This is a genomic window from Ruegeria sp. YTSC004, assembly GCF_059609805.1.
The window spans coordinates 491,319-504,303 of record NZ_JBXWMJ010000001.1; the positions used below are offsets into that span (position 1 = coordinate 491,319).

At 55.3% G+C, this 12,985-nt stretch carries 14 protein-coding genes; 2 read left to right on the forward strand and 12 right to left on the reverse strand.

Annotation, left to right across the window (positions count from 1 at the left end):
• The first annotated feature begins 48 nt into the window (after positions 1–48).
• The gene (locus AC2FFP_RS02460) at positions 49–1,050 is read left to right on the forward strand and encodes a DUF2125 domain-containing protein (RefSeq protein WP_496769120.1); all 1,002 of its coding nucleotides are present in this window, start codon (positions 49–51) and stop codon (positions 1,048–1,050) included.
• On the opposite strand, the gene AC2FFP_RS02465 is transcribed toward AC2FFP_RS02460, so the two are convergent.
• The 4 genes from AC2FFP_RS02465 to AC2FFP_RS02480 all read right to left on the reverse strand — a co-directional run bounded on the left by AC2FFP_RS02465 (position 1,047) and on the right by AC2FFP_RS02480 (position 5,377).
• On the reverse strand, positions 1,047–1,898 hold the full coding sequence (locus tag AC2FFP_RS02465) for an extensin-like domain-containing protein (protein ID WP_496769122.1): 852 nt from the start codon (positions 1,896–1,898) through the stop codon (positions 1,047–1,049). The two genes, AC2FFP_RS02460 and AC2FFP_RS02465, sit on opposite strands and share 4 nt — an antisense overlap.
• A complete protein-coding gene (locus AC2FFP_RS02470; protein ID WP_496769124.1) occupies positions 1,895–2,815 on the reverse strand; it encodes a prephenate/arogenate dehydrogenase family protein in 921 nt (306 codons plus the stop codon). The genes AC2FFP_RS02465 and AC2FFP_RS02470 overlap by 4 nt, the downstream gene beginning before the upstream one ends.
• Positions 2,812–3,897, reverse strand: a complete 1,086-nt coding sequence (gene hisC, locus AC2FFP_RS02475; RefSeq protein ID WP_496769126.1) for a histidinol-phosphate transaminase — start codon at positions 3,895–3,897, stop codon at positions 2,812–2,814. Before hisC ends, AC2FFP_RS02470 begins: the two co-directional genes overlap by 4 nt.
• A 64-nt stretch (positions 3,898–3,961) precedes the next feature.
• Positions 3,962–5,377, reverse strand: a complete 1,416-nt coding sequence (locus tag AC2FFP_RS02480) for an aminotransferase class V-fold PLP-dependent enzyme (protein ID WP_496769128.1) — start codon at positions 5,375–5,377, stop codon at positions 3,962–3,964.
• A 103-nt stretch (positions 5,378–5,480) separates the two neighbouring features.
• Here AC2FFP_RS02480 and AC2FFP_RS02485 point away from each other — a divergent pair, with 103 nt between their 5' ends.
• The gene (locus tag AC2FFP_RS02485; protein WP_108859492.1) at positions 5,481–5,942 is read left to right on the forward strand and encodes an Lrp/AsnC family transcriptional regulator; all 462 of its coding nucleotides are present in this window, start codon (positions 5,481–5,483) and stop codon (positions 5,940–5,942) included.
• Positions 5,943–6,219: 277 nt separating this feature from the next.
• On the opposite strand, the gene rpsD is transcribed toward AC2FFP_RS02485, so the two are convergent.
• The 8 genes from rpsD to AC2FFP_RS02525 form a co-directional block, all read right to left on the reverse strand.
• Positions 6,220–6,840: a 30S ribosomal protein S4 gene (gene rpsD, locus AC2FFP_RS02490; RefSeq protein WP_058275494.1), complete on the reverse strand. Its 621-nt coding sequence runs from the start codon at positions 6,838–6,840 to the stop codon at positions 6,220–6,222.
• A 200-nt stretch (positions 6,841–7,040) separates the two neighbouring features.
• Positions 7,041–7,541, reverse strand: a complete 501-nt coding sequence (locus AC2FFP_RS02495) for a hypothetical protein (RefSeq protein ID WP_496769130.1) — start codon at positions 7,539–7,541, stop codon at positions 7,041–7,043.
• 196 nt (positions 7,542–7,737) lie between these two features.
• Positions 7,738–7,971 (reverse strand): hypothetical protein, encoded by a 234-nt coding sequence (locus AC2FFP_RS02500; RefSeq protein WP_496880674.1) that lies wholly within the window; start codon positions 7,969–7,971, stop codon positions 7,738–7,740.
• On the reverse strand, positions 7,955–8,698 hold the full coding sequence (locus tag AC2FFP_RS02505) for a hypothetical protein (RefSeq protein WP_496769132.1): 744 nt from the start codon (positions 8,696–8,698) through the stop codon (positions 7,955–7,957). Before AC2FFP_RS02505 ends, AC2FFP_RS02500 begins: the two co-directional genes overlap by 17 nt.
• Before the next feature lie 371 nt (positions 8,699–9,069).
• On the reverse strand, positions 9,070–9,687 hold the full coding sequence (locus AC2FFP_RS02510; protein WP_496769156.1) for a 3'-5' exonuclease: 618 nt from the start codon (positions 9,685–9,687) through the stop codon (positions 9,070–9,072).
• Between the two features lie 509 nt (positions 9,688–10,196).
• Entirely contained in the window at positions 10,197–10,850 is a 654-nt protein-coding gene (locus AC2FFP_RS02515; protein ID WP_496778712.1) for a DUF3299 domain-containing protein, read from the reverse strand.
• 18 nt (positions 10,851–10,868) lie between these two features.
• Positions 10,869–12,272: an ABC transporter permease gene (locus tag AC2FFP_RS02520; protein ID WP_496880675.1), complete on the reverse strand. Its 1,404-nt coding sequence runs from the start codon at positions 12,270–12,272 to the stop codon at positions 10,869–10,871.
• Positions 12,272–12,958: an ATP-binding cassette domain-containing protein gene (locus AC2FFP_RS02525; protein ID WP_496880676.1), complete on the reverse strand. Its 687-nt coding sequence runs from the start codon at positions 12,956–12,958 to the stop codon at positions 12,272–12,274. The genes AC2FFP_RS02520 and AC2FFP_RS02525 overlap by 1 nt, the downstream gene beginning before the upstream one ends.
• Positions 12,959–12,985 lie beyond the last annotated feature (27 nt).

The window sequence follows — 12,985 nt, forward strand, 5'->3', positions numbered from 1 at the left end:
TTCGGCCTATAAACATCAAATTCAACGCGGGAAAAAGGGCCAACTGCCATGCGCGGTCTAATACGAGTAGTCATTTTCTTAACGGTTATCTGGAGCGCCTATTGGTTCGTTGCCGGATTCGGTTTGCGCAACGCAATCACCGCCTGGTTCGACAATCAGCAGGAACAAGGCTGGCAGGCGGACTTTTCCGATGTTTCAACAGCCGGGTATCCGTTTCGTCACGTTACGCGCCTGAACAGTCCTGCTCTGGCAGACCCGGTCAACGGCACCGCGTGGAGCGCGGATTGGATTGAGTTCCAAAGTCCTGCGATCTGGCCCGGGCGCCAGGTGCTGCGCTTTGCCGACACGCCCCAGCGCCTGTCCTATTTTGATCAGACTGCGACCATTGAAGCCAGCGATCTGCAAGCCGAGCTACAGCTGCAACCCGGTGTGGCGCTGGAGCTGGAAAAAATGGCTTTGACCGCGGGTTCATGGTTGATCACCGATGATGCCGAAGCGCTGGCTGGCGGCGATACGCTGACATTGGTTATGGAACAGACCTCTATTCCGGTAACCTATGCCATCGGCGCTCGAATAGACGGGTTTACCCCGGGAGATGGTCTGCGCGATTTGATGCGGTCTGCGACCACGTTGCCGCAGGCGTTTGAGACGCTCGAACTGGACATGACGGCCACGTTCAACAAACCGTGGGATCGTACGGCTCTTGAACAGGGCAGACCGCAGCCGGTGAAGATTGACCTGAACCTGGCCGAGATGAAATGGGGCGCTTTGCGTTTGTTTGCGGCGGGTGAGCTCGACATTGACTACCAGGGCATCCCAACGGGCGAGATTGCGGTCAAAGCTGAAAACTGGCGCGACATGATTGCCATGGCCAATGCCGCAGGCGCCCTGCCCGATCAGGCCGTTGATCCTGTGACACGGGCACTAAACTTTATGGCCGGACTAGGTGGAAACCCAAACGCGCTGGACTTGCAATTGAACTTCCGCGACGGCTTCGTGGCACTTGGACCGTTGCCGCTGGGGCCTGCGCCCCGCCTGATCTTGCGTTAACGGCAATATGGCCCGCGACGATGGCGGGCGGTATCCAGATGGAAATGATCCCGGTGATATCGGTCGGCGTTTGGCCCTAGTACAGTGCCAAACGGCCCGCACGCTTCGCGCCAGATCTTGACCAGTTGTTTTTGGGACGGGTTCTTGCGCCACCCGTTCAGGACCGACACAACCTCTCCATCGGCCATCTTGAAAGCCGAGATATCAATTGCACGGCCTTTGCCGTGCTCGGAAATACGGGCGCCTTTACGGTTGTTTCGCGTCCGACACGCATAATGCGCGGCGACCTGCAACTGGACCACCGGCCCGCGTCTCTTGAAGGTCGGCTTGACTGCCTTTTCAACCCACTTGTTCAGCGCAACAGCCGTTCCACAATCCATCGTGGAAGGACGACTAAGCGTCACCCCCGAGATCGAGGTGATCTGCACTGCGTCCTTGATCCCACACGCCTTGATCTTACCCGGTACAGTGCCGACTGGCTTGCCCTGTATATTGATGTCGCCGCATACCGACCCCTTACGCAACTTACGCTTTTTGAACAGCGCCTCCTGCTCAAGGGCTTTGGGCCGCAGGTACGGCTTCAGCGATGTGTCTGGTCCAAGCAGGGGCAGGTCTGCGGGACGGGCCGCGACCGCCAAAACCTGCGGCGACGCTGGCCGCAACTCCGGGCGTATCGTCGCCGGAGGCAGCTGAGGCAACACCGCGCTGCTGAGGACGATCTGTTGCGGGACCAGTACAGTGCCGGGCCGCGACAACGGTACTAACGAGCGTTCCAGTGAACCAGCCTGAGTCGACGCTGCGCAAAGCGCTGCAAATGCAATCAGAGTGGTTCTCCAGCCCCGTGTCATGGGTTCGTTTTCCCCCGTCCGAAATCTGGCGCATCCGTGTCTTGCCCGGCGTCAATGATGCCGCGGCGGATCGCGCGTGTACGGGTGAAATAGTCGAATAGTTGCTCGCCGTCACCTGTTCTGATTGCGCGCTGCAAGGCAAACAGCTCTTCGGTAAACCGGCCAAGGATCTCCAGCGTCGCTTCCTTGTTGGTCAGGAACACGTCACGCCACATCGTCGGATCCGAGGCTGCAATGCGGGTGAAGTCCCGGAACCCCGCAGCGGAATACTTGATAACTTCGGTATCGGTGACCCGACGCAGATCATCCGCCACGCCAACCATTGTGTAGGCGATCAAGTGCGGCGCATGCGATGTCACGGCCAGAACCAGATCATGGTGATCCGCGTCCATTTCATCAACGTTTGAGCCCATGCCTTCCCACATCGCTCGCAGGCGGGCAATCGCGTCCGGATCAGAGCCTTCGACCGGAACCAACAGGCACCAGCGGTTATCAAATAGCTCGGCAAATCCCGATTCCGGGCCAGAATGCTCGGTCCCCGCCAACGGGTGCGCGGGTATGAAATGAACGCCATCAGGGATTTCAGGCCCAACGGCCTGAATAACGTGGTGCTTGACCGAGCCGACATCTGTCACTGTCGCCCCAGGTTTCAATGCGGGCGCAATTTCCTTTGCAACAGCCCCCATCGCGCCGACAGGGACGCAGAGCACGACAAGATCCGCTCCCTCGACCGCCTCTTGCGCGCTGTCGCAAACGCGGTCGCACAGACCGATACGGCGGGCCGTTTCGCGGGTGGCCTCGGACCTCGCATAGCCAGTCACCTCGCCCGCAAGCCCGGCGCGTTTGATCGCCCAGAACATTGACGAGGCGATCAGGCCCAGCCCGATCAAGGCCACACGGTCGTAAACTTGGCTCATGCGGCGCCCCCTTTGAACGCAGTGATGGCCGCAACAACGCGGCGGCAGGCTTCTTCGTCGCCCACGGTGATCCGCAGGGCATTTGGCAGGTTGTAGCCCGCCACGCGGCGCACGATCAAACCCTGGGTCTTGAGATAGTCGTCACACGCTTCGGCCTCGGCCTGGTTGGCAAAGCGGGCGAGGATGAAATTGGTGCAGGACGCATCCGACGGAATCCCGATCTTGTCCAGTTCTTCCGACAGCCACACCCGCAGGCGCGCGTTTTCAGCCTGGCAGAAGGACAGGAATTCCAAGTCATTCACCGCTGCCTCTGCAGCAGCCAACGCGGTCAAGGACAGGTTGAACGGCTGGCGCACCCGATTCAGAACGTCGATAATCGACTGTGCGGCATAGCCCCAGCCGACACGCATCCCACCCAGACCGTACACCTTGGAAAAGGTGCGCGTCATAATCACGTTGTTAAATCGGTCTACCAGCGATGCACCGCCGTCGAACCCTTCGACAAACTCGGCATAGGCCCCGTCGATCACGATCAGGCAGGTCTTGGGTAATGCCTCGGCCAAACGCAGCAATTCAGCCTCGGGGATCATAGTCGAGGTCGGGTTGCCCGGGTTCGTCACGAACACGATCCGGGTCTGGTCGGTCACGGCGGCCAAAATGTTGTCGACATCCACGTGGCGGTTGCGCTCGGCCACCATCACCGGTGTCGCGCCGGCCATACGGGCGATGATCGGGTACATTGAAAACCCGTGCTCGGTATAGATGACGTCATCGCCCGGCCCGGCATAGGCCTGGGCGATGAATTGCAGCACCTCGTCACTGCCTACGCCGCAGATTAACCGCGCAGGGTCCAACCCGTGCCTTGCGCCTACCGCTGCGCGCAAACTGGCGTGGTCGGTGCTGGGATACCGATGAAGCGTCGCCGCACTACCGCGCACGGCCTCGATCGCCTTGGGGCTGGGACCAAACGGATTTTCGTTGGAGCTGAGCTTGATCACATGCTCTACCCCCGCCACATGCGACTGGCCGCCCTGATAGAGCGCGATGTCCATAATGCCGGGTTGCGGGGTGATCTTGTTCATAAGAGGCTCCGTTGTTGGAGCCTCTCATACCCGTCTCAACGCGTTGAGAAAAGCGGCAATTCCGTCACGCCGCTTTGAAGCGGGCGGTCGCCGGGTCGGCGTTGTAATAAGGGGCGAATTCTTCTGTCCTGTGGGACAGGTCATTGACGCTGTCGATGATGAACTGAACCGTCTCTTCGCTCATAAGATACGAGAAATTCAGGCGGACCCATCCGGGTTTCTTCATCTCTTCCCCTGCGGACAAAGCAGCATGCAGTTCAGCGGACGTCTCACGGTCGATATCCAGCAAGCGATGCGCATATGGCCCGGCACACGCGCAACCACCGCGCGCCTGAATGCCGTAGATGTCGCTGAGCATCCGGGTAAACAGCTGCTGATGCACCGGCTGGCCAGAGTTGTCCCGCACAAGGAAAGAATAGATCGGCAAACGATGCGGGTTTTCAGTACCTAGCAAAGTCAGGTTCGGATTGTCGCCCCACCCTTTCAATGCCATTTCATTGTACCGGGCTTCGCGTTCAGCAATTTCATCCGTGCCGACGACATCCTTAACGATGAAGGCCAGCGCGGCGCGAATATCTCCGATCACATTGGGTGTTCCGGCTTCTTCTCGCGTGGCCAAATCCTCGCTGTAGTCATGGCGCCAGGGCGACACAAAGCTGACAGTGCCGCCACCAGGCCAACTTGGGCAAGTGCGGCGAACTGCGTTCTGATTGACGATCAGCACACCGGACGCGCCCGGGCCGCCCGGGAATTTGTGCGGGGATACTACGATGGCGTCCTTGCGCGCATCTTCTGGCCCCATGTCCATCGGCAAATATGGTCCACCACCAGCGTAATCCCAGATCGAAACAGCGCCATGAGACTTGAGCAGCCGCGTGATCGGGTCCGGGTCTGTAATGATACCGGTTACGTTAGAGGCGGCGGAAAAAGACCCGACAATCAGATCGGAATCTGCATTGTCCACCAATGTCCGTTCAAGTGCACCGAGATCAACGCCGCCTTCGGGCGCTTCGGGAATTTCGATGACCTGCGCTTTGCTTTCCCGCCAAGGGAGGATGTTCGAATGATGCTCATACGGCCCGATCAGAACAACCGGCCGGTCAGCCCCCTCAATTCCCGTCAAACTGACCAGCCGGTTAAGACCCGCAGTGGCGCCGGACCCGGTAAAGATCACCGCGTCGTCTTCCTTTGCTCCAACAATGCGGGCTATTTCCGCGCGCGCTTCGCGGCGCAGACGGGTCATGTAAGACCCGCAATAGGAGGCCTCGGTATGGCTGTTGGCATAAAAAGGCAGCACCTCATGGGCGACAAAATCCTCTACCTGCTGCAGCGCACGACCGGAAGCGACGTAGTCCGCGTAAACCAGCGGAACGTCCCCATTCAGACCGGGGATCAGAACATTCTCTCCGATCAGCCCTTCGCGCAGGGTTGAATTGCGAGTGGTGGATTGGAGGTCTGCGCGAAATTTGGACAAGGTCATGATTGGTTCTCCGTATTGCACTACCAAATATGATTGAATGAGGATACAGAAACTTCACCTTTCTTTTGGTAGATTTCTAAAATTTCGTGTCATATGCTTCGATATGGCCGAAAAACTAGATCAAATTGACAAGCGTATCCTTCGCGAACTTCAAACAGACGCAACACTGTCGCAGCGTGAGTTGGCAGACCGAGTCGGGTTGTCGCAAAATGCCTGTTGGCGGCGGCTGAAGGCGTTGAACGAAAATGGCGTCATTACCGGTTCGACCGCTCGGATCGCCCGCGAGAAATTGGGACTGAGCCTTGTGGTCTTTGTTATGCTGCGCACCCGGCACCATTCGGCGGAATGGCTGCAAGCCTTTCGAAGCCATGTCCTGACCATCCCCGAGGTGGTGGATTTTCACCGCATTGGTGGCGACTATGACTATCAGTTGAAAGTCGTCACACAAGATATGACGTCATATGACAAGGTGTATCAGCGATTGATCGACAAGGTCGAACTGGACAGTGTGACCTCGTACTTTGCGATGGAGGCCATCGCCGAAAGCAGGCCGCTGCCAATTTGACTCAGCGCCTTCGGCGGGCTTGATCAGTGATTTGGCTGCAAGGCTGTTCGTAGGTTGTTACGCGTTCAATTCGAAATGCAGCTTGTGCAAGCCGAGCGTGAATTCCAGCATCCCACCCAATGCGGGCGTTCTGCTGAGGCACTTCGGTTGATACTTTTTGAAAACCCGAGACGCAAATTTTGGACATGCCGTCAAACCCAATACGCGTCGTCACATGACCAAACAAAAAAGGGCCGCGCAAACTGCGCGGCCCTGGAATTCTGGGTGTCGGCGAAAATTAGTTCTTCGCGTAGAATTCGACGACCAGGTTCGGCTCCATGACGACCGGGTACGGCACATCGCCCAGGCCCGGCGCGCGAACGAAGGTCGCTGTCATTTTCGAGTGGTCGGCGTCGATGTAGTCAGGCACGTCACGCTCGGCCAGAGCGGCAGCTTCCAGAACAACGGCCAGTTGCTTGGATTTGTCGCGTACTTCGATTACGTCGCCTTCTTTGACACGGTAGCTAGGGATGTTGACCCGCTTGCCGTTCACTTTGACGTGGCCGTGGTTCACGAACTGACGTGCAGCAAAGACAGTTGCAACAAATTTGGCGCGGTAAACAACAGCGTCCAGACGACGCTCCAGCAGGCCGATCAGGTTTTCACCGGTGTCGCCGTTCACACGTACGGCTTCGGCATAGATGCGGCGGAATTGCTTCTCGGTCAGGTCGCCATAGTAGCCTTTCAGCTTCTGCTTGGCGCGCAGCTGCAGACCGAAGTCCGACAGCTTGCCCTTGCGGCGCTGGCCGTGCTGGCCGGGGCCGTACTCACGACGGTTGACTGGGGATTTCGGACGACCCCAGATGTTTTCCCCCATCCGGCGGTCAATTTTGTACTTGGCAGACGTGCGTTTGGTCACGGCTGATCTCCTTCTTTAGGTCGAGGCCCACACAGGCCACTATGAAGGGCGTTGTCCTCTTGAGGTTTCCCCCATGACAGGAATCCCCTTACGGGGCCCACCAACACCAATGAAGCCGCGCTTATATCCGCAGAACTGGCGGAGTCAACACGACTATGGTTTTTTTGCTATGTGCGAATGCAGGCAGCCTGATTGGAACCTTAGTCTGCTACGCGTCGGACGCCCGCAACTGCGTTTTCCCACCCATTATCCATCGGCGACCGCGTCGGGAAAGCGACAACGGTTTGGTCCGGGAGGCTGGAATTGCTTTCGCTTTCAAACTCGGTATACGCGCTGACCCAGAATTCCTGATCGCGCGCAGGATACCCGTTTTCGAAAACCAGCGTCGGGTGTGTGTCTCCGGCAACCGAAAACAATAGCGCCGTGTACTTTTGTGCGCCATTGGTCAAAACGATACGACCCAGTGCTCCGTCTGCCAGATTCGGCGGCGGCGCTATGCTGCTTAGCACTTTTGATGCGTATGCTTCGGCCTGACCCGACAACACAAGGCCCTGTTCGGCCGGACTGGCCAATGAAAGAGCCTGCCCACGCCACGACCATGCGGCTCCTACTTTCAAAAAAGACTGAGGCGCCGCCTCAAGTCCGTTTAACTCTGTCTGCGTCCACGAAATGGATATGCGACCGCTGTCCCCGGCTGTCATTGTATCCGCCTGTACCTTTCAACAAATCACTGCTTACTGCACCTTCTTATCAGGACAGAATCTGGCGGAAAAGAGACCGAAGTGCAGCAATCACGTAAATGTTTCCGGTGTGTCAAGTCAAACTGATACTAAAAGCGAAATTAATTCAACCTTAGATTGTTTCTGACAAATAACGACGCACTAGCCTCAAGAAATCTCAAAGCGATTCTCTACTCAAATATTTGTTTTTAAATTGCAAAATAAGCCTAGGGTATTCGCTCTTCGTGTACCACCAATTCCAAGCGGTATTTTGGAAACCATGATATTCCGGTTCATCCAATCCTATCTGGGCCTCCGATTTGAGACGTCCGATCGTTGCATTGCAGCAACTAAATTGGGCAGCGGTACCAATCTGGGCCTGCCCTTGCTTCAACTCAACAATGGGTGCCATCCGACCGCTTCAGCTTTTCCAAGTACGCGCGTTTCGCGGCCGCCACCTCTTCATCGCTCAAATTCGACCGGTTCAGGTCCACAAAATAGTCTGCGCCTCCGGCTGGCTGGACGTTCCGATTTTCACTTGTGATGAGCCTGTCGGATCTCACGTTCAGAATGGAAAGTGCCTTGATCAACGGGAAATCGTGATCGCCCAGACCAGAAACGTTGACAGATTCGACCTCGGCACGCGGTGAAACCACTTCATTCACCCGGCGCACCACCGCCTCAAGATCTGCACCCTGTTGCAACGCCCTCCCGTATTGTGACAGATCCTCGCGGATTCTGTGGCTGCGAAGGTTTTGCCAATACGTACTTCTGATCCAATCGGCCGCGTATCTGGTCGTAAACAGAAAGATAATGCGATCCCCGGCATCAGTCAGGCGCGAAACCTCATCCAACAGGGCTTTGGAAAGAACGTGCGTTTGCTCATATGACCAAACCCCTTTGCGACCGGGGATCAAACCAGCGAATTCTTCATTGCTGATCAGCAGAGGTTTGCCACTTTGGTCTGCAAACGGCTTAAGCGCCTCGCGAACGGTTGCTCCGAAATTGCGAAGGGTGCGATCCTTGGGGGCGACCGCATACCGCCGCGCAGCCAGGCTGGCTTCTTGCAAGTCATCAGGCAAAAGAACATTCACGCGATCTTTCAGGTATCCCCGATTTTTCGAGAGCGTCTTTTGCAAGGTCGTTGTGCCCGTTTTATGAAAACCTTGATGAATTACGACCTTCAAAACATAACGTCCCGTTCGTCCTTGGCCTGCGTGGTGTTGGGCTTTCAAAAAAATGCCAAACCTGCTCAACACAGGTTTGGCGCTTCTTTGGTCAGACCAATTTGAATGTAAAATGACCCATAGTTTGCCCATTTGGCAAACACTTTTGGCATGCAAATCATAGCCTTAATCGAGACCCATCTTTGAATGTTACTCTTTGGCGCCCATAAAATACACATAGCATGCACATTAAATCTAAATACTATTTCTCATGAAATTTGAGCCCTCAGTTTGAGCTGATGGTTGTTTTAATGCCTTAAGGCCCACGAAGTCGCCCTCTCGCACTACTGAAAATCAAAGACCAACTGCTGTGAGGCATTCAGCAGCCCGATTTTTCGCCCCATTGAAGCTTCTGCTTTCAAAGTAACTTCAGCAGCAGCACGTGCATCTTCTCCGGCATCATGGTGTTTGAATTGAAGCCCTAACACCTTCTTGAGATTGGCCAGACCATGCCCACCATTGCCCCTCAACTCCGGCCAGGCTTGGCGAGCGATGGTAACGCTGTCTGACCATACCGACTTCAACACTTGAAGTCCTGCAAGTCGGCACGCTGCATCAAAGGCTTTCTCATCGTAACGGCTATGTTGAATAAGCGGATTTGCTTCAAGAACCGGACGCAGGTCTGGCAGTACTTCTGCAAATTTGGGGGCGTTTTTGACAGTCGCAGCATCAATGCCATGCAATCGGGTGTTGCCTGCAGCGAATGGCGTGCAGGGATCGATGTATGCACTATAAGTTACAATTGAGCTGTCAAACCCAACAAAAGCGAGGCCAATTTGACAGATGCTCGCGATATCGTACCCGGCAGTCTCGACGTCCACAGCTATGAACCTAAGGTTGTCGCTCAGCGGTTCGACCTGATTGAAACAGGTTGGTAAAGACAAAGATGCAGCAATGGCCATGATAACGACTTTCACACGCTCACTGACTGATGCAAAGCCCGACCAGTAGCTGAGCAAAGCAGCCAGGCTTCTTTTCCTGACCACGCAGCACATGATAGCAGTCATTGGTACAGATTGTAGCGAACAGCGTAAGAGAGCCCAAACTAACGGATGCTGCGACACGCACGAAAGGCGGCTTACAAGCGCGGTATGCGATGCGATTAAGAACTCTGATCAATAGGTCAAAGAGACAACATGATCGATCAAGAGCAATGAAAAAGAGTTCTTGCTACTTATGATAAGCTGATTAACCAGCGAGGGTTGCCGGGTGTACTTGTGAACCCCGTACGCGCGGAATGGTGTGGTCACGAAATGGCGGATCGTGACAAAAAAATCGCCCTATTGATCATCAAGGAGCTTCAGAAGAGATTTGCAGCGTCACATCTGCACGAACCAAAGATCCTGATACAGGGGTGCGGTGCAAAGATTTATCCCGGTGAAGCCATAGAACGGACCTCTAGTCTGACTGATCAGTCATAGATTTCTACCGACAGCGCATCCATCGCATATGAGGTTTCGATATTTGCCTGGCCGTCCACGAAATTGAGTGACTGGGACCTGCTCAGTGCCCGCATTTCTCCGCTTATCCAGACTGGCTTATATAACTCATCGAGTTCGAAGCCTTGTTCGTATCGCACATAAACCATCTGATTGGCTGGAGGTGGTGGTGTGTGAATGCAGGCTCCAACTGTCGGAACCAGAAGGAATTCGACCGCCTTCTGGTCGACAATATCCAGGGGAAGGAGATAGCCGGGAAGGCGCACGTTCTCTCCCAAAAGGTCAAGGTTCGGTTCGCGCGCGGCAATCAACCGTTGGTTCATCACAATTTCGCGTTGTTCAAACAACCAATCTGGGTCAAGGCCTTGAGATACGAGGTCTTCGCGTATCTGAAACGCTTCGGCGCGCTTCTCGTCATCCGCAGTGTCCGCATGCAGAACCTCAATCCGATAAAGCATGGCCAACGCATTGACCTGAGAATATTCTAGGGTGGTAAAAGGATCGTGGTAGGGCCGCTCTTCAGGAAGGAGATCCTGCCAACTTATGTTGCGCGGATCCGCCGCTAGAAGAGGCCCCGCAATCGCAAGGGCGAATAAGATATTCAGAAAATGCGCAATGGTCTTCATTTCAGCGGATCCTTTTATTCAAAGCCGCACCGACAGTCCGTCTGATAGCGTCATACGGTACACCCTTAACGCAGGTATAATACTGGCAAGAAGACCAGAGCAGAAAACGAGGGCTATGAGAAGAACCTCGCGAAAACTCGGCAGGCCAACACCGATGCGAAGCCCAAAATTTGCGGCAAGAATCGGATCTATCACGAGCGTGAGAACGCTGAGCGCGATTACTCCAAGCACGATGCCGGCCAACAACAGTAAAACGGCTTCAAGCAAGATCAGGGAAAATACGCCGGCTGGTGTTGCGCCCACGGATCGAAGGATCGCAAATTCACGCCGCCGGTTGTCGAGCGAAGCAGACAACATGACCACCATGCCGATCATTCCAGCCACTGCCACAGCGCCTGCCATCAGACGCAGCGCAGTCTCGGCCGTACTGGTAATCGACCAAAGCTGCAACAGCGCAACATTAGGAAGAACAGCGGTCAGTGCCTCGTCGCGATGGTCTGCCAGTTGCCGTTGGATTGAAAGCACCGCCGTTTTCTCCTCCAGCCCGGCAAAAATCGCGTTGATGGTCCCCGGTTCATGATCATGGCCATCGTGATCGTGCCCGTCAGAGGTCGTGACAGTTTGCCCCTCGTCTTCATGGCCGCTACCGTGAGCATGGCGGTCGTCATGTTCCTGATGCCCTTCTTCGTGCTCGTCAGGCTCGTCTAACTCCACATGGTCATGGTCTTCGTGTTCTCTGGCGACTTCTGGTGCTTCGATCAAAACGAATGGGTCCGCAACCTCTGACGCAGGTTCTTCGTGCAAGGCGTTAAAACCCTCGAGTGAGACAAAAACCATTCTGTCGACGGCCGTCCCGGTATGCCCCAGCACGCCGGTCACTGTGAATGGCGCTTCGTAGTGCACATCAAAGGCGACTTCCCCTGAGCCATGGGCATTCACGATTTCAGTACCTGACGTGTACCCGAAAGCCTGAGCAACTTTTGCTCCAATCACTGCGCCATCTGGAGATTTAAACGGAACACCTTCAGCAAAAATCAGTTGCTGGCCGCCACTATGACGAAAGTGGTCAAAATATTGCTCGGACGTTCCGATCACGGGATATCCACGATGGTTGTCACCCATCATGATTGGCACTGTCCAGCTTATCTGGGGCAGATCTTCGATCATCTCGTAGCTGTCCCAGCTGATACCAGCGCCAGTTGTGCCGACACCAAAAACCGTTGCCATCAGGATCTGCACATCGTTTCCGCGTGCCGCAATGATCAGGTCGATCCCTGATGCAGAATTGGCAAAACCCGCTCGTGCCTCTGTTCGCAGTCGTTCAACCCCAACAATCAAAGCCACGCTCAAGGCAATGCTAAGAACAGTTAACGCAGCGATAAAGCGGCGATTGAGAAGGCTTTTATAACAAAGAATAAACATCACGTTTTGCCTGCGTTCAGCATCGGCAAGTCAACGCTCCGATCGAAGTGTTTTTCTAGGCTGCGATCATGGCTGACAAATAACAAACTCGCCCCTGATGCTTTGCATTCCTTCAACAACAACTGGACAAACGTGTCTTTCGCTTCCTCATCCAAAGCCGAGGTGGGTTCATCCGCCAAAACTACTTCAGGCGCCCCTATCAGAGCACGCGCCGCCGCAGCGCGTTGTTGCTGCCCAACACTCAGTGCGCTGGCAGGTCGATTGATCAGCTCAGCATCCTCGAGACCCAGCTCACTTAGCAACCGTATTGCGGTAGCTTTGGGGTCTGGCCCCGACCGATTGCGCCGTTGCGCTGAAAACCGGCAGGGCAGCAACGTGTTTTCAAGCGCACTGAGCCAAGGCAAGAGATTAAAGACCTGGAAAACAATCCCCAAATGATCCACGCGAAAACGGTCACGATCACCTCCGGCCAAAGCCCCGACATCCGTGCCTGCAACGCGAACCGCGCTTTGCGGTACATCGATCACGCCAGCAATTGCCGAAAGCAATGTGGTCTTTCCGCTGCCACTGGGGCCTTTCATAAACACACTTTCCCCGGCCTTAAGATCGAAGCTATCGACTGAGAGAACCGGGTCAGGTTGACCGGGCCACCGAAACACCAAGGATTTGAGTTCAACAGTTTTCATTGATGACACAGATGCTTTGGCTTGGTT

What these genes read in the sequence shown, in the direction of transcription:
- AC2FFP_RS02460 (WP_496769120.1), top strand. Translation starts at nt 49, where the DNA reads ATGCGCGGTCTAATACGAGTAGTCATTTTCTTAACGGTTATCTGGAGC.
- AC2FFP_RS02465 (WP_496769122.1), bottom strand. Translation starts at nt 1,898, where the DNA reads ATGACACGGGGCTGGAGAACCACTCTGATTGCATTTGCAGCGCTTTGC.
- AC2FFP_RS02470 (WP_496769124.1), bottom strand. Translation starts at nt 2,815, where the DNA reads ATGAGCCAAGTTTACGACCGTGTGGCCTTGATCGGGCTGGGCCTGATC.
- hisC (WP_496769126.1), bottom strand. Translation starts at nt 3,897, where the DNA reads ATGAACAAGATCACCCCGCAACCCGGCATTATGGACATCGCGCTCTAT.
- AC2FFP_RS02480 (WP_496769128.1), bottom strand. Translation starts at nt 5,377, where the DNA reads ATGACCTTGTCCAAATTTCGCGCAGACCTCCAATCCACCACTCGCAAT.
- AC2FFP_RS02485 (WP_108859492.1), top strand. Translation starts at nt 5,481, where the DNA reads ATGGCCGAAAAACTAGATCAAATTGACAAGCGTATCCTTCGCGAACTT.
- AC2FFP_RS02495 (WP_496769130.1), bottom strand. Translation starts at nt 7,541, where the DNA reads ATGACAGCCGGGGACAGCGGTCGCATATCCATTTCGTGGACGCAGACA.
- AC2FFP_RS02500 (WP_496880674.1), bottom strand. Translation starts at nt 7,971, where the DNA reads ATGGCACCCATTGTTGAGTTGAAGCAAGGGCAGGCCCAGATTGGTACC.
- AC2FFP_RS02510 (WP_496769156.1), bottom strand. Translation starts at nt 9,687, where the DNA reads ATGGCCATTGCTGCATCTTTGTCTTTACCAACCTGTTTCAATCAGGTC.
- AC2FFP_RS02515 (WP_496778712.1), bottom strand. Translation starts at nt 10,850, where the DNA reads ATGAAGACCATTGCGCATTTTCTGAATATCTTATTCGCCCTTGCGATT.
- AC2FFP_RS02520 (WP_496880675.1), bottom strand. Translation starts at nt 12,272, where the DNA reads ATGTTTATTCTTTGTTATAAAAGCCTTCTCAATCGCCGCTTTATCGCT.
- AC2FFP_RS02525 (WP_496880676.1), bottom strand. Translation starts at nt 12,958, where the DNA reads ATGAAAACTGTTGAACTCAAATCCTTGGTGTTTCGGTGGCCCGGTCAA.